The following is a 21,544-nucleotide window of genomic DNA, read 5'->3' as shown; positions in this document are numbered from 1 at the left end:
TCATCCTCCCGACACGACCAGCGCGTAGCCTTGTTTCTCGAACACGAGGCTTCCTCGAAGCGTGATCTTCCAAGGGCCCGTGAACGGGTTGTCGACGATGACCATCTGGACGTTGTTGACGAAGTCCTGGGGGCCTCTTCCGCCCTCGTTGGAAACACCGTTGGCGGGATCGATGTCATTCCCCAGGTACTTGACACCCAGCGCGTCCTCGACTTCCAGCCTGATGACGTTCCGCCACGTCTGTGTGGAATTTTTGGTCGCGGCAATATCCGTCCACACGAGCGTGATCTTGAGCTGCTCGGTTCTGTTGCTGACGAAATAGCGGTACGTGGCACTCGTCATCAGCGTCAGCCCGGAAACGTGCCGTACGTCCTTCACGAACAGACGGCGGGGGGAGGGCGGATCCTTCTCGAAGGAGAGCGTGCGATCGAGCTGGATCAGCCCCCAGCCTTCGGTGTTGGACGGATAGCCGGCGATGCCCGTCATGTTGACCGTCGAGTTGAGCAGCACCGCCTTGATCAGGGCGCCGGACGGCTTGACGCCGCGATGTGGTTCCTTCTTCCCGTTGGGATACCACCCCTCTGTGAAGTACTGACGCACGAGCGTGGCCGCGGCGGCGGCGTTCGCTGTCGCCCAGCTCGTGGCGGCAAGCGTGGGGCCCTTCGGGAGGCCGATGTCGCAGTACACGCCGGGTGGGGTCGTCGGGTTCAGGAGGGCGGACTGGATGCCCGCGCCCACCGCCATGAGATCGGGTTTGCGCCGGCCGTCCGTGGTCGGCCCGTTCCTTCCGCTGCCGAAGGTCAGGTGATTGGGAAAAGCCTGAGCGGCGGCGACACACAGCGCGTTCTTCGCGATTCCGGGCGCGCCATTGCCCGAGACCCCGTCGGTCGTGTTCGCCGCGGCGGCGATAATCAGGTGTTCTTCGTTCTTGAAGCTGAAACTGTCCGCGTCGACCGCGTCGGCGTTGTAGGCCGTGACCGCAGCGGACCAGCTGTTGCTGTGGATGAACGCCCCTGCCTTCTTCCCTCTGTCGAGAAACTCCACGTATTTACGACTTATCGGCGGGAACAGGTCGCCCATGCTGTTGCAGACGATCTTGGCCTCGTACGCGCCGCCCCGGTTCGCGTGAAGGGTGCTCTTGCCGTCGGCGCCGCGTTTGTCGCCGACCGCGATGCCGGCGACGAACATGAAGTGGTCGTGTGCCTCGATATCGTTCTGGTCGAACATGCCGAGGACCTTGCGGTGGTCTTCATTCGCCTTGGACTCTTCGGGATCATTGAAGAAGCAGTGGTTCAGGTCGAGACGGCCCTTGTCGATGAGTCCGAGGATCTGGCCCTCGCCGTGCAGCCCGGGTATCTGGACCCCGCCGTGCAGCCCGGGCCGCCAGATCGTGTCGTCGGCCGGGCCTCCGGTCCGTCCCGACTGGAACACCTCGGCCGAGGGGACGTCGGTCACCTCGCGCTCCGGCTCCGGCTCGACGAACACCACCTCGTCGATGGCCGCGACCTGCGGCAGTACGGCCCGGTCGTCGAGGGCGAACGAGGCGTACTGTTCGCTGCCGAGAGGCCGGCCGTCGGTGAGTACGACATCGCGCGCGCCCAGCGCACGCAATTCCGCGCCGACGGCGGTCAGGTCCGCGTCGGCGAACAGGGTCGCGATCAGGTTGAGCGGTGTGCCGGTGGCGGGGAGCCAGGACGCGAGTTTCAGTGCCGGGGCGAGCGCGATGACCGAGCGCACCAGGAAATCGGCACGAATCCTCGCGACGGTCGCGTCGTCGAGCCGTTCGAGAAACGCCAGGTTCGGGATGAACCGATCGAGCTTCACGCCGTACGCGGCCTTCAGACGGTCGGCGTCGGGCCCGTTGAGGGGAGCGGAGAACTGGACGATCGTCGGCTTCCTGGCCGGCGCGAGGCCTTCGGCTGCCGCCGGCACCTGGATGGGGTCGAAAGGCTCGTCGCCGATCATGAGCCGGAAGTCCTGTGGCTGGGTCACGGTATGAGCCCCTCTCCGGTTCGCGCGGGCGTGGCGGCGTCGGGACTTCCGGCCGCCGCGCCGGCGCGGCCTGAGGCGGGTTTCCGAGCCGGTGCGGTGGCTCCTTGCGCGGCGCGGAGAAACCGAATTCGACGATGAAGTTCAAGGGGTCGAGGACGGAGTCCAGGGCGTGGACCTTCTGGGCCGGGTCGGTGAAGGAACGGCACTTCACGTCCAGTTCGAGGACCGGCTTGTGCTTGCCGGAGCGTGCAACTGTGCAGATCGGCGTGCGGCAACAGCAAAAGGTCGATGTTCTGGACTTGCGCCACCGGCCCCTCCTCCTTCTGCGGTCTGACATGTCCTGGGTGGGACGGACGCTCACCGCTCCTCGGCGGGCCGAGCGGACCCGGCGGTGCCCGAAGCGGGAACGGGGCGGTGCGGCATGGGGCACCGCCGTGAAGCCGTTGGCAGCGCAGTGCCACTCGCTCGCCGGCTGTCGGCCTGCCACGCGTCTGCTCGACGTACCCGCACTCGCCGGGCCGCGGACCAGCATCCCCTCCCGCGATGCGAGGTCGTCTGACGGACAGGTTGGTCCGTCGGATGCCGTCTGTCGTGTCCTGTTCCGTTCAGCGGACCGGACCATGGCTCTCCGCGTTCGGGGTGCTGCCTCAGGCCGATGCCGACCGTGACCGGTGCGGGGCACGGGGCGGCCCGGAACGGAGGCGCTCGGCGTCCGCGGCGGCGCGGCCGAGGCGCTGGAGGAGATCGGTGCGCAGCGGATCCGTGTCCGGGAGGCCGAGTTCGCCTGTGACGGTCAGGGCCTGGGCCCAGGCGGCGCGGGCCCCGTCGGTGTCGGCGGCGCTGTGGTGGGTGTCGCCGAGGCACAGGAGACCGGCGGCCTCGCTGTGGCGGTCGCCGGTCTGGTGGAACAGGTCGACGGCCTGCCGGTAGCAGTCGACGGCCTGGGGGTACCGGCCGAGATGGTGGTGGATGTAGCCGAGGCTGTCCCAGATGTGGGCCTGCCCGTTGAGGTCCCCGGTCTCCTGGGCCAGGTCGAGGGCCTGATGGCAGTGCACGAAGGCCTTGTCGTGGTCACCGAGTTGGGCGAGGATCCAGCCGATGTGGTTCAGGGCGGCGGACTGGCCGGCCCGGTCGTCGGCGGCCCGGTGGTGGGTGAGGCTGTGGCGGGCGTGGCCGAGTGCCTGTTCGTGGTGGCCCAGGGCCTCGGACATCCGGGACAGGTGCTGGTGGATGCGGGCCTGCCCGCCGTGGTTGGCGAGTTCACCGAACAGGTCCAGCGCGAGAAGGTAGTGGGCGCGGGCGTCGTCGGGACGGTCCAGCCGGTCCAGGGCGAGCCCGAGACCCCGGTGGGCGTCGGCCTGTCCTGCCTTCTCGCCCTGGCGCAGCGCAGCCTCCAGGGCGGCGGTGTGGACGGTGGTCAGCGCCCGCCAGTACCCGTGCCGGTCGAGGAACGTGGTGAGGGCCGAGGCGAGCCGCCAGGTGTGTTCGTCGAAGCCGGCGGCGGGAGCCTGTTCCACGGCGGCGAGGAGCACGGGGTGCTCGGCGGTGAACCAGGCCTGTGCATGCCGGTGGTCCGACAGCGCCTCGGGGGCGGCGCCCGGCCGGGCGGGCGGCAGAGGGGCCGGGTTGGGCCGGGGAGTCAGCAGGGCATCGGCCGAGTGGGCGGTGTGCAGGTAGTGGTCGAGCATCCGGTGTGCCGCGGTGCGACGGACGTCGTCGCTGTCGTGCGTGGCGACCAGCTCGGCCGCGTACGCGCGCAGCAGGTCGTGGAAGGTGTACCGGCCCGGGGCGTGTTCGGTGAGCAGGTGCCCGCGGATCAGTTCGGCCAGCAGGACACGGGCCCGCGGCGAAGGCAGCCCGGCCAGGGCGGCGATGACGGGCAGCGAGGCGTCGGGTCCGGGGTGCAGGCCCAGCAACCGGAAAAGCCGGGCGCCGTCGGTGCTGAGCGCCTGGTAGGACCAGGAGAACACCGCCCGCACCTGACTGGTCGCCTCGCCGCCGTCCAGGGCGTCCAGACGGCCGTCGGCCCCGCGCAGTTCTGCGGCGAGCGCGGCGAGCGGAAGACCCGGCTGGGCGGCGGCGCGGGCGGCCACGATCGCCAGCGCCAGCGGCAGCCCCGCGCACCGGGCGACGATCTCCCGCACGGCGTCGGGTTCGGCCGCAAGCTTGTCCGCGCCCAGCCGCCCGGCCAACAGTTCCCGGGCCTCATCGGGGTCGAGCAGACCGACGGTCAGCAGCTGGGCCCCCTCGGCCGCGGCCAGTCCGGTCAGCCGGCTCCGACTGGTGACCAGCGCCAGGCATCCGGGTGCGCCCGGCAGCAAGGGACGTACCTGCTCGGCATCGCGGGCGTTGTCCAGCACCACCAGCACCCGCCGTCCCGCCAGCAGGCTGCGGTACAGCCCGGTCTGCGCCTCCAGGCCGGCCGGGACACGGGACACCGGTACCCCGAAGGCGTCCAGGAACCCGCGCACGGCCTGCGCCGGACTCACCACCGATCCGCCGGGATCGAATCCGCGCAGATTCACATACAACTGCCCGTCGGGAAAGGCGTTTTGAGCCCGGCGCGCCCAGTGCACGGCCAGCGCTGTCTTGCCCACCCCCGCGGTGCCGGACACGGCCGAGATCACCACGGCCGACGGCTGGTCCGCCGCCGAGGCGAGGACCTCCTCGAGCCGGTCGAGCTCCTTACCGCGGCCGGTGAATCCGCGTACGCCCATGGGCAGTTGTACGGGGGTCCCCGCGGGCCACGGTGTTGCCGACGGAGGTTGAGGCGGGGGAGAGGCGGTGGGAGCTGCGGCGGCCGGTACCTGGGGCGTCGGCCATGGGGAGGGTCCGGGCAGGTCTCCCTGGAGGATCGCCTGGTGTACTTCCCGCAGTCTTGAACCGGGGTCGGCGCCCAGTTCCTCCGCCAGCCGTTGCCGGAGGGTCGCGTAGCAGTCCAGCGCCTCCGCGCCGCGCCCGGCGGCGTGCAGCGCCTGCATCAGCGCCTCGGTCAGGGGTTCCACCAGGGGGTACTCGCCGAGCAGTTCGGTCAGTGGGCCGACCACGGTGGCGGGATCGCCGACGCGCGACTCCAGGTGGGCCCATCCGACGACAGCGTCCACGCGTTGCCGCCGCCATGCCTCGCGCACGCGCGCCGCCCACTGCCCGCCCAGTCCGGCCAGTGGCTCCCCGCGCCACAGGCCGAGCGCCTCGCGCAGCAGGGCCGCCGCCCGCACCTCGTCCGCCCGCCCCGCCGCTCTGGCCCGGCCGACCAGTTGCCGGAACCGATGTACGTCCACCCGGTCCGGGCGGGCCTCCAGAACGTATCCTCCCGATCGGCGCACCAGCCGTAACCGGACGTCCCCCGCGTCACCGGTCTCTTCGCACAGCCTGCGGATCCGGGTGATGTGGGCATGCAGCGCGCGCCGTGCCCCGTCCGGCGGATCCGTTCCCCAGACCCGTTTGACCAGTACGTCTGCCGCGACGGGCCGGCCGGTGTCCACGGCCAGCGCCGCCAGCACGGCCCGGCGTTGCGGGGGTCCGACCTCCGCGGTGCGGCCCCGTACCGACAGTTCCACCGGACCGAGAAGTCGCAATTCCACCACGTCGTCCGCACCCCCCGTGCAGATTTGCTTCACCTGTTGCGCACATGCCGGTGCTGGGCGACAACCTATCGACAACGTCCCGACCCACACCCGGACTTCAGTCTGAATATGCACAGTCGGTGTCCAGGCACAGTTGGTGTCCCCACTCGGGCGGCGATCCGCGCACAAGTCCGGATCGGCTTCGTATCCCTTCTCCCGTCGGGCCGGTGTCCACGGACCCGACTGCCGCGCTGGATGCGTTCACGAGCCGGTGGGGCGGCAGCAGTGCCGGGACGGAGAACGGCCGGTTCGAGCACGGGCGGCGGGGGCCGTCCGCTCATCGGCCGCGCGTGAGGCGGTATTGGGGGAGATGGGCTTGAACGAACAACGGGGGGCGACAGCAATGGAGATGGGTGAGTTATCGGTGCGGCAGCTGGATCGGCCGTCCGAACCGGGGTCCGGGTACGTCGCAGTCCGGTCGCAGTCGTCGCCGGACGGCAGTGGGCGGAGCGTATTGGAGGGCGCCTTCGAGCTGCTGGGAGCAGTGGAGCGCGCCGGAGAGGCCGGACTGACCAAGCTGGCGTCGAAGTGCGGGCTGCCGAAGACGACCGCGTACCGGCTGCTGGAACAACTGGTCGAACTGGGCGCCGTGGAGCGATGTCGTGGAGGCTACCGGATGGGCCCGCGGCTGTTCCGGCTCGGGCAGGGGTGGCAACCGCATCCCGGGCTCCGATCCGCCGCGCGGGAGCCGGCGCGTCGCCTGGCGCGCGCCACCGGTGCGGTGGTGGGGCTCAGTGTGCTGCGGGAAGGACAGACACTGGTCCTGGACTGGACCGTCTGCGAGACCGATGAGGTGTTCGGACCCTTGCTCAACGACATGGCCTGGCCGTGGTTCACCGCGGCCGGCAAGGTGCTGGTGGCCGGGGCGAGTCCTCAGCTTCCGCTCGGTCCGCTGCCCGCGTCCTGGCAGCGGGAGGCGGCGGCGATCCGGGACCGGGGGGTTGCGTTCGACCGGGAGGAGCTGGTGGCGGGTGTGTGCTGTGTGGCGGCACCGTTGCATGGCCCGGGAGGTGTCCCGCTGGCGTCGTTGTGCGTCGTGACGGATCCGGCTCACAGCCTGGACCGGCTCGCGGGCGCCGTTCAGCAAACGGCAAGGACCATCAGCGCGGCGCTGCGCGGCCGGTGAACCAGTTCGCCGAGTGTGACGGCGTTGGTGCGCCGCCATGGAACTGGCGCTGTGAGTGATCTCGTGGAGCGTGAGGTCCGGCCGCTGTTGAACCGGGAGTCTCCTGGTTCAACAGCGGCCGAACTCGCCTCCGTCTTCCGGGGGTTACGGCGCTTGGGTCCGAAGTCCCGCCGTCTGGAGGGTTACCTGCGGGGGAGCGAGGTGTTGGTGATCGGGAGCGGCTGGTGCGCGCCCGCCACGTAGAGGTCCGTCGGAGCGGTGCGCAGCTCGAAGGTGTCGTCGTAGCCCGAGACGCGCACGGACATCACGAAGAAGCCGTCGTCCTCGGCGGTCGTCTTCACGTCGTACTCCTGCTCCCAGTAGGTCTGCAGGAAGACCTCGGTGCCCTGGGGCTCGACGCCCTTGGGGAGGGTGACCTTGCCCTGGACGGTGAGGATGTCGCCCGCCTTCACCTTCTTCTTGTTGACCTTGTAGGTGACGGAGCTGGACTTGGCGTTGGCGGCCACGGTGGTGTCCGCGTAGTAGCCGTCCTGCGGGGTGTTGAGGTCGCCGTCCTCGTCGTAGAGGGCCGTGATCTGCACTTCGTGCTGGACGTTGAGCAGGCTGCTGCCGGTCACGTGGTCGATGTCGACGTCGGCGATGGTGAACTTCCCGTTGGCGTCGGTGACCGGCTTGCCCAGGTCGCGCGGCTCTTAGTAGGTGGGGTCGATCGGGTCGCCCCACGGATTCCAGGTGGTGAAGCGGACGACCTCCTGGATGGTGACGGGGATGTTGGGTGCCGGGGTGCCGTCGGCCCTGGTGACCGTGCCGGTGACGTCGACGCGGCGGTTGTCGTAGTCGGTGCTGGTCGGGTTGGTGCTCACGGTCAGCGTGTAGGCGTCGCCGGGGGCGGCGTCCGAGGGCTTCGCCGAGGCGGTGGGCGCGGACAGGGCGCTTGCGGCGAGCAGGAGCGCGGCGGTGGCGGCAAGCCGCGTCGGCAGGGATGTTCTGGGCACGGGGCAACTCCAACTTGGGTCGGGACTGGAGGAGTTGCGCCGGGCGGCACCGGTTCCGCCGCGGCGCATATGTGCGACACATCGGGTGCGACCGGCGAGGTGAGGCGGGAGTTGTATCTGTGCGGCCTCTGTTACGTGGCTGTGGCAGCAGGTGGTTTTGTCCGGGTTGCGGGTTCACCTGGACGTCGGCTTCAGGCCGTCCTGCGTTGCCCTCGGCGGGCGGCTGTCGCGGATGTGGGAGAACCGGGAGCGTGACGCGTCCGCGAACTGCCCCTCGGCATGGCCAATACTCTGAGCCCCGCCCGCACTATCTGGGAGAGTCGTGACAAGTAGGTTCACCGAGTTGGCCATTGACTGCCACGATCCGGAGAGGCTCGCGGCCTTCTGGTGCGAGGTCCTGGACTTCAAGGTGATCGACCGGAGTGAGGGCAAGGTCGAGATCGGCTCCTGGGTGCCGACCGCCGAGGACGTTCGGTCCCGCCAGATGCCGCCCACCCTGCTGTTCATCCAGGTGCCCGAGGGCAAGACCGCGAAGAACCGGCTTCATCTCGACGTCAGCCCGATCGACGCCGGCACCGAGGACGAGGTGACCAGATTGCTCGGCCTCGGCGCCACCAGGACGGATGTGGCCCAGGGCCCAGACCGAAACTGGGTGGTCATGGCAGACCCCGAAGGCAACGAGTTCTGCGTCCTCCGCACCCTGTCACCGCAGAACTAGGCCGAGGGATGCCTGACTCGGGTGGCCCCGGGCGGAGCGGGCGGACGCGCGGCCGGACAGCCTGCGTCGAGTCGGTCCCGCCGCCCGGGGCGGAGGCGCTACTTCTCCAAAACGCCGGAGGAGGCGATCTCGATTTTGGCGCGGGTGGCGCCGGATCGTGAGCCGAGGGATTCGATCTTCTTCACGAGGTCCTGGCCGTCGATGGCTTCGCCGAAGACTACGTGCTTGCCGTCGAGCCAGGGTGTGAGCACGGTGGTGATGAAGAACTGTGAGCCGTTGCTGTCGGGGCCCGAGTTGGCCATGGACAGGAGGAACGGCTTGTCGTGCTTGAGCTTGAAGTTCTCGTCGGGGAACTTCTGGCCGTAGATGCTTTTGCCGCCGGTGCCGTCGCCGCGGGTGAAGTCGCCGCCCTGGAGCATGAAGTCCGGGATGACGCGGTGGAAGCCGGAGCCCTCGTATCCGAAGCCGTGCTGGCCGGTGGCGAGCTCGCGGAAGTTCTGCGTCGTCTTGGGGACGACGTCGTCGTACAGCTTGAAGACGATCCGGCCCGCGGGGCTGCCGTCGATGTTGATGTCGAAGAAGACGTTGGTAGACATGGAGGGATCCTGTCACGGTGCTGCGTGCTGGCCTGGACCCGCCCTGGTTCGCCCGCCATGAAGACCAAACTCCGAGGCTCCGAAGGCGGCGTGGTTGGCCTGCCGGCGGCGCAACAAGCGGAGGCTGCTTGTCGGGGCTGCTACTGAGTCTCAAATTCAGTTGTTGGCATTTTCATTGCTATGTGGCATTTCGCGTAAGCGTTCCAATGCTTCGAGTTAAGTGTGGATCTTGTTCGCCGTGCCACTGCGATGGCCCGTGGCACCCGACCTAGATTTCCCGGCACGTCGCCTCGTTCGGTGCGGGGCGGGCGGTCTGGGAGATCCGGATGAGCTCCATTGAGGCCGCCGGGGTGGTGGGCCCCGGGACAAGACGGCAACTGCCCTTCCGTCCCACGGCGGGCAAGCCGGTGCCGCCCGGTCTGCTGCCCGCACCACCGACGGACGCCGAAAAATACGCCTATGCCAAACGCCGCTTGCCAGTGCTGACCATCAGCTCGCTGGTCAGCATGGGCTGCCTGGCTCTGAGTCAGTTCAGACTGGCCTCCTCCACACCGCTGTTGTGGATGTTCGCCCCGTTGCTGACATTCACGGTGCTCTACTACGTGAACTCGCTCCGGGTGAACCTGTTCAGTTGCGATTTCGACGTCGCGCGGAATCGGCGGCTCGTGGGCGACTGGCGCCCCGCGACCTACCCCTCGGTCGATGTGTTCCTGCGGTGTGCGGTGAGCCGATCCAGGTGCTGCACAACACCTGGACCCATGTGCGGGCGCTCGTGGACCGTTATCCGGGCGACTGCCGAGTGCTGCCCGCCGTCGCGACGGCCCGTCAGGATCTCCCGGGCGAGCCCGACTACGCGGCCGCGGGACGCATCGTGACGGCCGGACAGCGCCCCGGTGACGGAATCGTCTGCAACGGCGACTTCGGGGCGCGCAGGGCCATGGCGTACGAGCTTCGCGAGGGCGCCCGGCCCAAGGACGTCCTGATGAAGCTGACGCCCCAGCAGTCCGGCCGGTACACGGCAGTCGAGTGCGACGTGCCCGCTGCCTGCCTGGCCGGCGGTCGGCGCCTGTGGCGGGTGTCGGCTGCGGCGGGCGGTACGCGTTCCGGCATGAGAGCGAGCACGGCCGCGGCGCTGGCCGGACGGTTCACGGTGGTGCACACCGAGCGGCTGCACAAGCTGACGGTCCAGCTGCTGGAGCGCCGCACCCGCTGACCACCGGGGCTGGTCGGCCGCCACCGACGCCGGGAGTGTCCTGCTCACCAGTGGGTGCAGCCGCACGACCGGCAGCGCGTCCGGCCCGGCCGCGGAGTGCCGAGTCAACTTGCCATTTCGTCCCGTCGCCGGTCATCGCCGGCTGTGGCGGGGATGGCGTTGTCGATGAGGACGGCGGCGATGGCGGCGGCAGTGGGGAAGGCGTCGGCGTTGAGGACCCGGGTGCGGGCCGCCGCGCCGTCGATGAGCAGCGCGAGCTGCTCGCCGAGCTGTTCGGGGTCGGCGGCGCTGGCTTCGCGGGCGGTGTCGGCGAGCCGCGCAGCGACGGCTTTCTTGTAGTCGCGTGCGTACTGGGATGCGGGGTGCTCGGGGTCGTGGAGTTCGACGGCGGCGGCGATGTAGGGGCACAGGGGGGTGGTGGCGGGGATGTCGAAGGCGGCGAGGAGCCGTTCGCGGGGCGTGAGGTCGGTGCGGTCGAACACGCCGGACAGAACGGAGGGGTCGAACCGGCGCAGGTACTCGGCGACGAGTTCGTCCTTGCCGCTGAAGTGCTGGTAGGCCGTGCGCTTGGACACCTCGGCCGTCGCGCAAAGCTGGTCCATGCCGGTGCGGTTGATGCCCTGCTCGCGGAACAGCTGCTGGGACGCGCTGAGGATGCGCTCGCGGGCACCCCGGCCGCGGCGACTGCCCTTGGGGCCCTTCTCCAACTCCGTCATGGGCCCATGGTACCTGAGCCGGGTAACGACCGGTGTACATAGTTGCGCCCGGGCCGCCCGCCCCATACCGTAAGCACACAGGGCGGTGTACATAACGCCGTCACCCCAGGTGCGCACGGCACCACCGACCCAAGGGAGTGACTATGGGAAAGCTCGACGGCAAGGTCGCGGTCATCACCGGCGGCACCACCGGCATGGCGCTGGCCGGCGCGAAGCTGTTCGTCGACGAGGGGGCGCACGTCTTCATCACCGGCCGCCGCAAGGACGCCCTGGATGAGGCCGTGAGGCAGATCGGCCGCAACGTCACCGGCGTCCAGGGCGACGCCGCCGACCTGGACGACCTGGACCGCCTGTACGACACCGTCAAGCGGGAGAAGGGAAGCCTCGACGTGCTGTGGGCCAGCGCCGGAGGCGGCGAGCCCGCCCCGCTCGGCGAGATCACCGAAGCCCACTTCGACGCCGCGTTCCATCTCAACGCCCGCGGCACGCTGTTCACCGTCCAGAAGGCCCTCCCGCTCTTCAACGACGGCGGCTCCATCCTCATGACCGGCTCCAACGCCTCCCTCGGCGCCTTCCCCGGCTGGAGCGTCTACGCCGGCAGCAAGGCCGTCCAGCAGGCCTGGGCCCGCGTCTGGCTCAACGAGCTCAAGGACCGCCGCATCCGCGTCAACGTCCTGACCCCCGGCCAGGTCGCCACCGCCAAGCAGGAAGAACTCTTCGACGAGGCCACCAAGCGCCAGTTCGAGTCCCTCATCCCCCGCGGCCTGATGGGCCGCCCCGACGAAATCGCCACCGCTGCCCTCTTCCTCGCATCCGACGACTCCAGCTACGTCAACGGCATGGAACTCGTCGCCGACGGCGGCACCACCGCCGTCTGAACCGGACAACTCACAACCAGGGCAGGAGACATCTCATGAGCAACATCAGCATCATCGGCACCGGGAACATGGCCCGCACCATCGGCGCGCGGGCGGTGGCGGGCGGCAATGCCGTCGAGGTCATGGGCCGCGATCAGTCCAAGGCCGCCGACCTGGCCAAGGCTCTCGGCGGCGGCGCCACGACGGGAGAATGGGGCACCACCCCGGCCGGGGACATCGTCATCGTGGCCCTCTTGTACGACGGTGTCGTGCCGGCCGTCACCCAATACGGAGACGCTCTCGCGGGCAAGGTCATCATCGACATCAGCAACCCCTTCAATTCCACGTTCGACGGTCTGGCCCACCGCGATGAGACCTCGATCGCACAGGAAGTCGCCAAGACGGCCCCGGACGGCGCCAGCGTGGTGAAAGCGTTCAACACCGTCTTCCGTCATGTCCTGGAGAAGGGTCGGCCCGACGTCTTCATCGCCGGCGACAACGCGCAGGCCAAGGCAAGTGTGGAGACGTTCATCGAGAGCCTCGGGCTGCGCCCGCTGGACGTCGGCGGCCTGAAAATGGCGCACTGGCTGGAAGGAGCGGGCGTGGTCACGGTGGGCCTCGCCAACCACGGAGTGGGGAACTTGGACTTCGCCCTCGGTGTTACCGGACTTCCCGTCTGAGCAAGCGGTTGGCGGATCACCGAAAGGACTCGCCGATGAAGCTTGGTTTCACACGTCCCATGGTCGGGTGGTCGGGCCCGCTGTGAGGGAGGTGTTCGAGGTCTCAACCCACCGGCACAGGAGCCCTGTTGGTTCCCTGCTCTACCGCACTCGACCGCCCGCACGCCCTGGCCGAGTGGGTCACGATGCTCATCGTCACCCATGAGGTGACAGGCGCTGCAGCCTCCCGCCGCACCGGCCTGCACTCGTCATGCTGGTGTACCTGCACCGCCACGACACCCTCGCTCGGATCGCGGCCTGCTTCGGGATCCGTCGGCACCGCCCACGCCTAGGTCGCCACCGTCACGGGCCCGCTCGGTTGCCGACAAGCGGCTGCACGCCGGCGTCGCAGGGTCCGCTCGCCGGGCGGGCCCCGCGTCGCCCGGCGACTTGGTGGCGAGTTCAACACGCCTGAGGGCTCCCGGTTCTCGGAGCTGGAGCGGCTGCAACGGCCGACGACGTGGACGACGGGCACCGCGTTCTCCCGCGCGCGGGACCGGATCGCCGCTACTGCTAGCTCGCTGGAAGATCCTCTGCGGGAGGGGTGAAGAGGTGCGCTTGGCGTACCCCGGCTTTGCGCAGTTCGGCTGCCACTATGCGCAGTGCGGTCCGGGCCATGTGGGGGAACATCCCGCCCTTGCAGTCCATCCACACACAGGGGACCGTGACGTCGACGGCAGTGTAGTTGGGGCGGTAGAAGTCGTAGTCGGCAGTGTCGTAGTCGGCGTCCTCCTCTGAGAGCTCGCGGCCGTTTTCGAGTACGTAGGGCAGGCGGAGTTCCGCAGCGTTGAGTGCCTCGATCGCCTGGGCCGGGTCGTCCGACTGGACGGCGATTTTCCAGTGCTGGGTGAATGCCTCGCCGTTGCCCCCAAGGATGGGTAGCACGCCCGGGTCCACCGTGATGCCGCCCGGCTCGCTTTCCGTAACCACGGCCCGGCGCATCCAGTACGCGCTCTGATCGGTCTCCAGGCAGGCCTGGGCCACGCGCCAGAGCATCTGTGGGCCCGAACCGCGAACTGCTTCCTCGAACAGCTCGCGGGCGTCCTGCTCCCGCGTTTCGAGAGCCTGGCATCCGAGCCTGAAGGCAACCTCGGCAGGGAGATCGGCAGATGGCGAAACGGGTTCGGTGTCCATGGCCATAGCCCTATCACCGGGTACTGACATCCAGTCGTCCGAGTCCGCAACAGTGCCGACTGGGACCTGACCGTCCAATCTCACCTGGCAAACGGTCACGATCGCGGTTCCACGCTCGGCTGCACTCCTGTCTGGGCGCGGCGCGGCGCGGGGCGCGGGCTATGCGCTGTCGTTGCCGTTGCGCAGGGAATGGATCATGCTCTGCAGGATCCGGAACGCGCCTGACTGCTCGGTCTCGGTCATGCCGGCCAGCATTCTGACTTCGACGGACCGGACCGCGACGGTCGCCTTCGCCAGGCTCCGTCGGCCGCGAGGCGTGAGCCGCGTGGGAAGAGCTTTCCCGACGGGTGCCTCCGCCGGCCTGGTGACGTAGCCGTCTCGTTCCAGGGCTTGGAGCAGCACGTTCATCGACTGCCGTGTCACGAACGCGCCGCGCGCGAGCTCGGAGTTCGACAAGCCCGGGCGTTGAGCCAGCAGTTCGAGGCAGGAGTAGTGCGTCACGCTCATCCCGAGCGGCCGCAGCACCTCCTCCATGGCTGCGCGCAGGACGCTCGACGCCTCTTTCAGCAGGTAGCCGAGTGATGTCTCCAGGTCGACACCGTCTTGATTCATGTCAGCATTCTGACATACGTTGACCTGTGTCAGAAAGCTGACACGAAAAGAAGGAGCATCATCATGCCCGCCACCGGCCCCGACTTCATCTCGCTCCAGGCGCGCGACCTCGACGCTTCGCAGGCGTTCTACGAGCAGTACCTCGGACTCGTCCGCTCGCAAGCCGGACCTCCGCACGCCGTCGTCTTCGAGACGAAGCCGATCGCGTTCGCACTGCGCGACGTCGTTCCCGGCACCGATCTCGCATCCGTCGCCCAGCCCGGCATCGGTGCCGCGATCTGGCTCCACGCCACCGACGTCCAGGCCATCCACGATGCTCTCGTCGCTGACGGTCACACCATCGTCTCCGCACCGGTCGACGGCCCCTTCGGCCGGACATTCACCTTCGCCGACCCCGACGGCTACCAGGTCACCCTCCACGACCGCGCCTGATAAGCCAGACGCCACCGGATGATCACCGATCACAGAAGTCCGCCGGTTGCGCCCGAGGCGCGTGCGTGACGCCACCTTCTGCCCGGCTGATCTGACGACGTTCCGCCGCCTGGATGGCCTCGGCTTGGAAGAGGCCGGCCAATAACTGCACCCCGAGTACGCGGTGCTGTTCGGTCGAGTGGTCGCCCCTGACAACTGGTGCCATGCCTGCGGCCGTCTGGGGGCGCCCCGCGCGACAGCGCACTTCGCCGACCACCGACCGGCGCACGTCCCGCTCGGCCGGCGGGCAACGATCCTGCACGTCCGCATCCGTGGAGCCGAGGATGCCGATGCGCCGCCCCGCTGGCGTGGAGAAGATCGATGGCGTCGATGAAGGTTTCCAACCGGCTGCGGCTGCCAACTCGAATCGGACGGGACAATGCAGGTCGCGTCGCGCCTGTACCTCGTGCGCGTTGAACGCCGACGCCCGAAGGCCAAGCTGCCGCGCCGGGAACATCCGGTCCGGCCGACGCGGTTGCATCGACCGAGGGACCGGCACCGCACAGGCGGGGAACACGGAGACCACAAGGTCGTCCGCCCCACCAGTGTCCGGGCTCCTGCATGGCGGTACGCCCGCCGCGCTACTTGGACCAAGACGTATCCGCTGGAGGACTGTTTTGATGACTGACCGGCCCTTGACGCTCATGGCAGTACACGCTCACCCCGACGACGAGGCCACCGGAACCGGAGGGGTCCTCGCGCGGTACGCGGCGGAAGGCATCCGCACGGTCCTCGTGACCTGTACCGACGGCGGTTGCGGTGATGGTCCGGGGGGTGTCAAGCCGGGCGATCCCGGCCACGATCCTTCAGCCGTCGCCTTGATGCGCCGTCAAGAACTTCAGGAGAGCTGTGACGTCCTGAAGATCAGCGATCTGGAGATGCTCGACTACGCGGACTCCGGGATGATGGGCTGGTCGAGCAACGACGCCCCCGGATCCTTCTGGCAGACCCCCGTGGAGGAAGGCGCGGCCCGACTCGCGGAACTCATGCGGCACTACCGACCCGATGTCGTCGTCACCTACGACGAGAACGGCTTCTACGGCCACCCCGACCACATCCAGGCCCACCGCATCACGATGGCGGCGCTGGAGATGACCGAGCTGGCACCGAAGGTGTACTGGACCACGATGCCCCGCTCGGGGATGCAGCGGTTCGGCGAGATCATGCGCGAGTTCCATCCGGACATGCCGGAGCCGGACCCTGCCGAGGCCGCCGCGATGGCCGAGATCGGCCTCCCCGACGATGAGATCACCACGTGGGTGGACACCACCGCATTCAGTGGCCAGAAGTTCGACGCGCTGGCCGCGCACGCCAGTCAGGGCGAGAACATCTTCTTCCTCAAGATGGGCAAGGAGAGGTTCGGCGAGTTGATGGGCATGGAGACCTTCGTACGTGTCCAGGACGCCACCGACGCGGCCATTCCCGAGAACGATCTCTTCGCCGGACTGCGCTGAGCCTCCCGACCGGCCGACGGGGGGGAGGCTCATCGGCTGCACGGCGCGATCGAGCGGGTCACACACCCGCAGGCTTGTCCACGCGAGTTACGTTCCGGCAGTCCGCGCCCAGGCCCTCGCCGACGGCGTCGACGTGTGCCCACACTTCTGTTCCGACACCGTGCTCGTCCCTGAACCAGCTGGCACCGCACAGGTGGGGGAGACCTGCGGGCTGCTGACTCGGAAGGCGCGCGACAGTCCAGGTCCTATCCCCGGCGGTCTGCTCCGATCAGGACAGACCGCCGGGGGAGTGACACGAAGCTGAGGCTCCGATGTCCGACAGGCCGTAAGGCAACGGAGGAAGCAGCAGGTCACGAGGGCGGTCTCCGACACCAACCGCCAGACCCCACACAGTTGTGGGGTCTCGCGTCCCGCTGCGCGCACTCTCCGCGTACGTCGACGAACTCACCCGTCGCGCCCGGCACATCGAACTGGCCGGCGAGCCCCGACGCCACACCTCCCACCACGTCTGGGGCTACGCCTCCCTGCCCGTCTCACACCCCGCCCGCGGACTATGGGTGGGCTATTCTGCGCGCATGTGCGGACAGTTCACCGGCTGGCCGGAGCAGGCCATGGACGTGTTGTGGCAGCTCCAGGGCGAACCGACCCACGCGACCCGCGAGCACTACCGCGCGGACCGCGAACGCCTGGTCCGGCAGCCGATGATCGCCCTGCTCAACGAGGTCGCGGACACCGACCCCCGGTACGAGGACTTCTCCGTCTGGCACTACCGCACCAACTCCTGGTGGTGGCAGAACCAGAGCGCGGTGATCCGGCTCGGCCGCAAGATCGAGATCGGTCTCCGGTTCTCCCTGGACGGCCTGCGGATCCAGGGCGCCTGGTGGTACCCCGATCCCGGCCACGTGGACATGTTCCGCAAAGCCGTGGCCTCCGAGGGGAGCGGCCGCGAACTGTCCGCCATCGTCGAGGACGTGCGGAAGAAGGGCTACGACATCTCTGGGGACGTGATGAAACGACCCCCGCGCGGCTATCCGACCGACCACCCCCGTACGGAGATGCTGCGCCACCGTTCGCTGATCGCCGCCCGTCCCCTCGGCTGCGAGGAGTGGCTGCACACCCCCGAGGCTCTCGACCGGGTCCTCTCGGCCGCCGCCGACCTGGACGACCTGCTGACGTGGCTGGTCCGCCACGTGAAGCGCACCGCCTGACATCACGCGGGAGCCGCGCGGCACGGGAGGAAGCACACCCGGGCCGCGCGGCACGGAAGGAAGCACAGCCGGGCCGCGTGGCCCCCGCGCGCAGAAGGTGATGCGCAGGACCTGCTCCGCCTGCTGCAGGCGATCGCCCGGGAGGAGGGAGGACGGGCCCCTCTCGCCGGACGCGGACCGCCTGGGGCGGGAGTTCGCCGCCCGCATCCCCTCGGAGAACTGAATGCGGCCAGCTTCCCGCCGGTTGGCCAAGTCCATGATGTGCAGCCGGACTTCGGGCCGGTAGTGCGCGCAGGCAACTCACCCCCGAGGCCAGGAGCCGACGTGCTTCGTCGCGGTCGGCGGACCGCTTTGGCTCAGCCCAGCGCGTCCATCAGGGCGGTGACGTAGGCATCCAGCCGCTTCTCCACGGCTCGCGTCGTCAGCTCTGTTCTCCCTGCCTCCCGCCACGGCTGCGACACCAACTGCACTTCTTCTGAGAACGCCAGCCCGTCTCGCACCCGCCAGTACAGCCGCTCGCTCGCGGCCGCGGCCAGCACCCCGCCGGCCTCCTCGTACGCCTCGGCGAACCGCAGCCCCCACATCGGGCCGTGCAGCAGCGCGAGATTGGTTGAGCAGTGCGCCACATCGAGATCCGCCGGGCCCCAGGAGGTCGCTGCCCAGTCGACGACGCCGGTGATCCGGGGACCTGCCAGACTTTGGGCCGGCACCTCGAACAGTACGTTGCCGGGGTGGAAGTCCCGGTGCAGGAATCGCCCTTGATAGGACGGCGCGGGCTTGCGGATCACGTCGATCGCCGCGGCCCATGCGGCCGTGTCGGCGCCCTTCGGAGTCACGACGGTGTCTGCGGTCGCCAACGCCACATACTTCCGGGGCCGCTCGGCGGGTCGCAACGCGTGGATCGCCACGAGTTGACGGGCCAGCAGAGGGACGCGCGTCTCCAGTCCCTCGTCGTCGAGGACGGTCCGGCCCGCCAGATGGGTCATGAGGAGCGACGGATACTCACACTGCGCGGCGGTCGGATCAGCCGCGACCAGTACAGGAGTCGGCACGCCGGTCCCCGTGAGCAGGGTCAGCGCGCCGGCCTCCCCGTTCAGCCAGTCCTCGGCGTGCTTCACGTCGACGAAGGTCCGCAGCACCAGGTCACGGGTGCCTCCGTCCCGCGTGCCGACGGTCAGCCGCCGCATTTCGGCAGTGATGCCGCCGTGCAGAGCCTCGATTCCGACGACCCGTTCACCGGCCTCCAGGTACCGGCTCACCCAAGCCAGGGTCAACGGCCGGACAGCCGCCGCACCATAGTGATCGGTCACCGTGCCACCCCAGCATCCGGACGGCGGCACGCGCAAAGCGTTTCCTTGAAGGCGATGGCAACCCTGCTCTATTCCTCGTGCTGGCTCAGCGGCACGTCTCGCAGCTGCCGCAGTCACCGTTCAGGCACCCGCATCGAGTCATGGCCACAGCTGGAAAGACCCCGTCCGCGGACACTGGAAGTGATCGCTGGGAGCCGTCACCGGCGGTCACTGAAGCAGGATCACCTTGCGGAGTAGTTCGAATCCAGCTCGGCCGTAGAGCTGCCTTTTGATCTTCTTGATGCGGTTCACGGCGCCTTCGGTGGCACCAGAGCTCCAGTCCAGGGTGAGTCCGGCGGGCACAGCGTCGAAGTCGCGGTGGGGGTGGAGGGCGAAGCCGGTGAGGCCGGGCAGCTGACTGGCGTCGACGGCGTGCACCAACTGCTCAAGGCACCGATCGTGCTCGTGTGGGCCCGCCTGAACACCCGCGCTTCCCACAAGAGATGCGTGACCTGACCGAGGCGCGCGCCTGGCTGACGGCGTTCACCCTGCCCGCCTACGCACGCGAACTGAACGCGGTCGAGTGCCTACGTGAAACACAGCCTCGCGAACCTCTCCAGTGTTGCCCTCGACCGACTCGCCGCGCTCGTGCGCAACCGACTCAAGCGCCTCCAGTACCGGCCCGACGCCCCTCGATGGCTTCCTCGCAGGGACCGGACTCGCCATCGACCTCCCGCCGCCATCACCCTGAAGCGCTTCGACAGTTAATCGGTTGCACGCCACCGAAACGGGAGTGTCAGATCCCGACTATGACGATTGTGCTGAGGACGCCGACGGCCGACGGAGTGCGCGAGGCTATAGCGGCGCTGCGGGAGTGGCAGCACGACGAAACACCGATGCAACTGCATCCCGGGGACATCGGCTGGAACTACCGGTTCGGAACGGCCGAGACGGCCGCGGCGGTACGGACCTGGAGCCGGAACGGACGGATCCTCGCCGTCGGGATGCTGGATTTGCCGACGCTCGTGCGGATGACGGTCGCTCCCGACGCTTTCCGTGACGAGGACTTGGCGCGCCGGCTGATCGAGGACTTCTCGCTGCCCGAGCGTGGCGTGCTGCCGGAAGGAGCGGTATCCATCGAGGCGCCGCAGGGCCTGCTGCTCCACGACCTGTTGACCAAGGAGGGCTGGGGAGTCGACGAGCCGTGGACGCCGCTGTTCCGCGACCTCGCCGAAGAGGTGGAGGACCCCGGTGTGCGGATCAAGGAGATCGGCCGGGAGCAGGCACAGGACTTCGCCCATGTCCTGCGGTCCGCGTTCAACCCCACGAACTCCACGCGCGAGTACCGGCACAAGATGTCCGCGGCACCGTTCTACGCCGACGCCCGATGCCTGGGTGTCTACGACGATCAGGGCAACCCGGCGGCGGTGGTGACGGTCTGGTCGGCCGGCCCGGGGAAACCGGGACTGGTCGAGCCGATGGGCGTCCACGCAGACCACCGTGGCCGTGGCTACGGCCGGGCCATCACCGTCGCCGGGGCGGCCGCACTGCGGGAGATGGGCTCGTCAAGCGTGCGCGTGTGCACGCCGAGCTCCAACGTCGGCGGCGTCGCCACATACAAGGCGGCCGGGTTCGCGGTGAGGCCGGAGATCGCCGACCGGATCCGGAAGGCCTGACGTAGAGCGGATCCGGAAGGTCAGAGGCAGGGGTCTCCGGACCTCCTCACCATGCCGCAGTGCCTCGTACGGCGGCCGTACGAGGTGCTCCGTTCTCGGCTCGACCGGACATCCACTGCTCCAACTCCGGGGGAGTCCGGCTGGCGAGGGCGGTTCCATCCGTCATCCGCATGGCGCATCGCGCATACCAACGAGGTACTGCGTACATGACCGTCGGCCAACGAGTGGACGGTATGTCGGCTGAGCGGTGAGCCACTCAAGGAACTCGCTGCCCAGGCCCCTGCAGTCCTCAACCAGACCCCGGCCCTGTAGGACGGAGAGCCATGCAACCCCCTGTCGCAGCTGTGATCGAGGCCCACCGGACACTGGAGAGGCTCGTGGCCAGCCTGAGTGACCAGCAGGTCGTCGAGGCATCCGCCCTTCCGGGTTGGTCTCGCGGCCACGTCCTCGCGCATCTCACCGACAACGCGAGGATGTTCGCCCGTCTTGCGGAACATGCCCTGCGCGGTGAACTTGTCGCGGGCTACGACGGCGGGGTCGACGAACGCAACGCGATCATCGAGACGACAGCCGGCCGCAGCGCGGCCGAGCACCGCGCGCAGCTCGCCGCGAATACGGCCGGGCTGGAGGCATCCTGGGCACGCGCCACCGACGTGGACTGGAGCCGTCCGGTGACGTTCCGCAACGCGAACCTCGCCGCAACTGTCTTCGCACGCTGGCGCGAGGTATGGATCCACATGGTCGATCTGGAACTCGGCGTGCGGCCGGACGACTGGCCCGAGGACCTGGCCGCACACACCATCGACTTCCTCCTCGGCCGCCTTCCGGCAGGCGCACGCCTCTGTGCGGAGGACGTGGGCCGCCAGTGGTCCGTCGGCGACGGGCCGCCGGGCACGGTGGTCACCGGAGGCCTGCGCGACCTGGCGGCCTGGCTGGCCGGACGTACGCCGGTCGTGTCACCAGCGGCGGCGGAGGAACTGCCTGATCTCGGGCCCTGGGCCCCCACCCTCCAGCGCCATGACCGCCTGCGACCTCGTCACCGGGCAGGGGTGTGGGGCACGCCGATCCCGGCCCGAACAGCGCAGGAACTGCCTGAATCACCCCGTAGCAGCGTGACCTGACCGGCCGACAGCCGAATTCCG

Annotated in this window: 20 protein-coding genes and 3 pseudogenes; 13 read left to right on the top strand and 10 right to left on the bottom strand. The window is 68.9% G+C overall.

The annotated features are described in order from the left end of the window. Together ACN20J_RS02270 and ACN20J_RS02265 are read right to left on the bottom strand one after the other, a co-directional pair. Entirely contained in the window at nucleotides 1–1,992 is a 1,992-nt protein-coding gene (locus ACN20J_RS02270) for a S8 family serine peptidase (RefSeq protein WP_419665023.1), read from the bottom strand. 647 nt (nucleotides 1,993–2,639) lie between these two features. After that, a complete protein-coding gene (locus tag ACN20J_RS02265; RefSeq protein ID WP_419665022.1) occupies nucleotides 2,640–5,579 on the bottom strand; it encodes a BTAD domain-containing putative transcriptional regulator in 2,940 nt (979 codons plus the stop codon). 388 nt (nucleotides 5,580–5,967) lie between these two features. Between ACN20J_RS02265 and ACN20J_RS02260 the strand changes: the two genes are divergently transcribed. Then, complete coding sequence (locus ACN20J_RS02260) at nucleotides 5,968–6,744, top strand: IclR family transcriptional regulator (RefSeq protein WP_362000430.1); 777 nt, start codon at nucleotides 5,968–5,970, stop codon at nucleotides 6,742–6,744. A 182-nt stretch (nucleotides 6,745–6,926) separates the two neighbouring features. Here the strand turns inward: ACN20J_RS02260 and ACN20J_RS02255 are convergent, their stop codons facing one another. Beyond that, on the bottom strand, nucleotides 6,927–7,361 hold the full coding sequence (locus ACN20J_RS02255) for a hypothetical protein (protein ID WP_419665021.1): 435 nt from the start codon (nucleotides 7,359–7,361) through the stop codon (nucleotides 6,927–6,929). Between the two features lie 75 nt (nucleotides 7,362–7,436). Next, nucleotides 7,437–7,739: a hypothetical protein gene (locus tag ACN20J_RS02250; protein ID WP_419665020.1), complete on the bottom strand. Its 303-nt coding sequence runs from the start codon at nucleotides 7,737–7,739 to the stop codon at nucleotides 7,437–7,439. A gap of 322 nt (nucleotides 7,740–8,061) precedes the next feature. Between ACN20J_RS02250 and ACN20J_RS02245 the strand changes: the two genes are divergently transcribed. Next, entirely contained in the window at nucleotides 8,062–8,457 is a 396-nt protein-coding gene (locus ACN20J_RS02245; RefSeq protein WP_419665019.1) for a VOC family protein, read from the top strand. A gap of 98 nt (nucleotides 8,458–8,555) precedes the next feature. Here the strand turns inward: ACN20J_RS02245 and ACN20J_RS02240 are convergent, their stop codons facing one another. Continuing rightward, entirely contained in the window at nucleotides 8,556–9,053 is a 498-nt protein-coding gene (locus ACN20J_RS02240) for a peptidylprolyl isomerase (protein WP_419665018.1), read from the bottom strand. A gap of 715 nt (nucleotides 9,054–9,768) precedes the next feature. Here ACN20J_RS02240 and ACN20J_RS02235 point away from each other — a divergent pair. After that, complete coding sequence (locus tag ACN20J_RS02235; RefSeq protein ID WP_419665017.1) at nucleotides 9,769–10,266, top strand: hypothetical protein; 498 nt, start codon at nucleotides 9,769–9,771, stop codon at nucleotides 10,264–10,266. A 104-nt stretch (nucleotides 10,267–10,370) separates the two neighbouring features. On the opposite strand, the gene ACN20J_RS02230 is transcribed toward ACN20J_RS02235, so the two are convergent. Next, the gene (locus ACN20J_RS02230; RefSeq protein WP_419665016.1) at nucleotides 10,371–10,982 is read right to left on the bottom strand and encodes a TetR/AcrR family transcriptional regulator; all 612 of its coding nucleotides are present in this window, start codon (nucleotides 10,980–10,982) and stop codon (nucleotides 10,371–10,373) included. A 143-nt stretch (nucleotides 10,983–11,125) separates the two neighbouring features. Between ACN20J_RS02230 and ACN20J_RS02225 the strand changes: the two genes are divergently transcribed. The 4 genes and pseudogenes from ACN20J_RS02225 to ACN20J_RS02210 all read left to right on the top strand — a co-directional run. After that, nucleotides 11,126–11,860, top strand: coding sequence for an SDR family NAD(P)-dependent oxidoreductase (locus tag ACN20J_RS02225; protein WP_419665015.1), 735 nt, complete (start codon nucleotides 11,126–11,128; stop codon nucleotides 11,858–11,860). A 35-nt stretch (nucleotides 11,861–11,895) separates the two neighbouring features. Beyond that, on the top strand, nucleotides 11,896–12,519 hold the full coding sequence (locus ACN20J_RS02220) for an NADPH-dependent F420 reductase (protein WP_419665014.1): 624 nt from the start codon (nucleotides 11,896–11,898) through the stop codon (nucleotides 12,517–12,519). A gap of 185 nt (nucleotides 12,520–12,704) precedes the next feature. Next, nucleotides 12,705–12,829: pseudogene (locus tag ACN20J_RS02215) on the top strand (IS5/IS1182 family transposase); the annotation flags it as partial. 32 nt (nucleotides 12,830–12,861) lie between these two features. Next, a pseudogene (locus ACN20J_RS02210) lies at nucleotides 12,862–13,061 on the top strand (hypothetical protein); the annotation flags it as partial. A 10-nt stretch (nucleotides 13,062–13,071) separates the two neighbouring features. Here the strand turns inward: ACN20J_RS02210 and ACN20J_RS02205 are convergent. Beyond that, complete coding sequence (locus ACN20J_RS02205) at nucleotides 13,072–13,692, bottom strand: hypothetical protein (protein ID WP_419669105.1); 621 nt, start codon at nucleotides 13,690–13,692, stop codon at nucleotides 13,072–13,074. Nucleotides 13,693–13,851: 159 nt separating this feature from the next. Then, nucleotides 13,852–14,304 carry a MarR family winged helix-turn-helix transcriptional regulator gene (locus ACN20J_RS02200; RefSeq protein ID WP_419665013.1) on the bottom strand — a complete coding sequence of 151 codons (453 nt, stop codon included), beginning with the start codon at nucleotides 14,302–14,304 and terminating at the stop codon, nucleotides 13,852–13,854. Nucleotides 14,305–14,367: 63 nt separating this feature from the next. Between ACN20J_RS02200 and ACN20J_RS02195 the strand changes: the two genes are divergently transcribed. From ACN20J_RS02195 to ACN20J_RS02185, 3 genes are all read left to right on the top strand, one after another. After that, nucleotides 14,368–14,736 carry a VOC family protein gene (locus ACN20J_RS02195; RefSeq protein WP_189845834.1) on the top strand — a complete coding sequence of 123 codons (369 nt, stop codon included), beginning with the start codon at nucleotides 14,368–14,370 and terminating at the stop codon, nucleotides 14,734–14,736. A gap of 659 nt (nucleotides 14,737–15,395) precedes the next feature. Next, nucleotides 15,396–16,229: a PIG-L family deacetylase gene (locus ACN20J_RS02190; protein ID WP_361922906.1), complete on the top strand. Its 834-nt coding sequence runs from the start codon at nucleotides 15,396–15,398 to the stop codon at nucleotides 16,227–16,229. Nucleotides 16,230–16,624: 395 nt separating this feature from the next. Next, nucleotides 16,625–17,437 (top strand): DUF2461 family protein, encoded by an 813-nt coding sequence (locus ACN20J_RS02185; RefSeq protein WP_419665012.1) that lies wholly within the window; start codon nucleotides 16,625–16,627, stop codon nucleotides 17,435–17,437. Between the two features lie 356 nt (nucleotides 17,438–17,793). Here ACN20J_RS02185 and ACN20J_RS02180 read toward each other — a convergent pair whose 3' ends face one another. Next, nucleotides 17,794–18,696 carry a phosphotransferase family protein gene (locus ACN20J_RS02180; RefSeq protein WP_419665011.1) on the bottom strand — a complete coding sequence of 301 codons (903 nt, stop codon included), beginning with the start codon at nucleotides 18,694–18,696 and terminating at the stop codon, nucleotides 17,794–17,796. A 258-nt stretch (nucleotides 18,697–18,954) separates the two neighbouring features. After that, a complete protein-coding gene (locus ACN20J_RS02175) occupies nucleotides 18,955–19,164 on the bottom strand; it encodes a hypothetical protein (RefSeq protein ID WP_419669103.1) in 210 nt (69 codons plus the stop codon). On the opposite strand from ACN20J_RS02175, the pseudogene ACN20J_RS02170 reads away from it, so the two are divergent. The 3 genes and pseudogenes from ACN20J_RS02170 to ACN20J_RS02160 form a co-directional block, all read left to right on the top strand. Next, nucleotides 19,126–19,477 (top strand): annotated as a pseudogene (locus tag ACN20J_RS02170) (IS630 family transposase); the annotation flags it as partial. The gene ACN20J_RS02175 and the pseudogene ACN20J_RS02170 overlap by 39 nt on opposite strands. Before the next feature lie 58 nt (nucleotides 19,478–19,535). Beyond that, nucleotides 19,536–20,402 carry a GNAT family N-acetyltransferase gene (locus tag ACN20J_RS02165; protein ID WP_419665010.1) on the top strand — a complete coding sequence of 289 codons (867 nt, stop codon included), beginning with the start codon at nucleotides 19,536–19,538 and terminating at the stop codon, nucleotides 20,400–20,402. Nucleotides 20,403–20,725: 323 nt separating this feature from the next. After that, on the top strand, nucleotides 20,726–21,523 hold the full coding sequence (locus ACN20J_RS02160; RefSeq protein ID WP_419665009.1) for a maleylpyruvate isomerase family mycothiol-dependent enzyme: 798 nt from the start codon (nucleotides 20,726–20,728) through the stop codon (nucleotides 21,521–21,523). Nucleotides 21,524–21,544 lie beyond the last annotated feature (21 nt).

The organism is Streptomyces sp. 2-1 (assembly GCF_048564895.1).
In the GTDB taxonomy this organism is placed as follows: Bacteria; Actinomycetota; Actinomycetes; order Streptomycetales; family Streptomycetaceae; genus Streptomyces; species Streptomyces phaeochromogenes.
The sequence above is the reverse complement of the archived record's forward strand: the minus strand, read 5'-3'. Positions and strand labels throughout refer to the sequence as shown.

Coding starts and splice junctions, on each gene's coding strand:
- ACN20J_RS02225 (WP_419665015.1), top strand. CDS start 11,126: ATGGGAAAGCTCGACGGCAAGGTCGCGGTCATCACCGGCGGCACCACC.
- ACN20J_RS02260 (WP_362000430.1), top strand. CDS start 5,968: ATGGGTGAGTTATCGGTGCGGCAGCTGGATCGGCCGTCCGAACCGGGG.
- ACN20J_RS02205 (WP_419669105.1), bottom strand. CDS start 13,692: ATGGACACCGAACCCGTTTCGCCATCTGCCGATCTCCCTGCCGAGGTT.
- ACN20J_RS02230 (WP_419665016.1), bottom strand. CDS start 10,982: ATGACGGAGTTGGAGAAGGGCCCCAAGGGCAGTCGCCGCGGCCGGGGT.
- ACN20J_RS02190 (WP_361922906.1), top strand. CDS start 15,396: ATGACTGACCGGCCCTTGACGCTCATGGCAGTACACGCTCACCCCGAC.
- ACN20J_RS02200 (WP_419665013.1), bottom strand. CDS start 14,304: ATGAATCAAGACGGTGTCGACCTGGAGACATCACTCGGCTACCTGCTG.
- ACN20J_RS02220 (WP_419665014.1), top strand. CDS start 11,896: ATGAGCAACATCAGCATCATCGGCACCGGGAACATGGCCCGCACCATC.
- ACN20J_RS02240 (WP_419665018.1), bottom strand. CDS start 9,053: ATGTCTACCAACGTCTTCTTCGACATCAACATCGACGGCAGCCCCGCG.
- ACN20J_RS02160 (WP_419665009.1), top strand. CDS start 20,726: ATGCAACCCCCTGTCGCAGCTGTGATCGAGGCCCACCGGACACTGGAG.
- ACN20J_RS02195 (WP_189845834.1), top strand. CDS start 14,368: ATGCCCGCCACCGGCCCCGACTTCATCTCGCTCCAGGCGCGCGACCTC.
- ACN20J_RS02165 (WP_419665010.1), top strand. CDS start 19,536: ATGACGATTGTGCTGAGGACGCCGACGGCCGACGGAGTGCGCGAGGCT.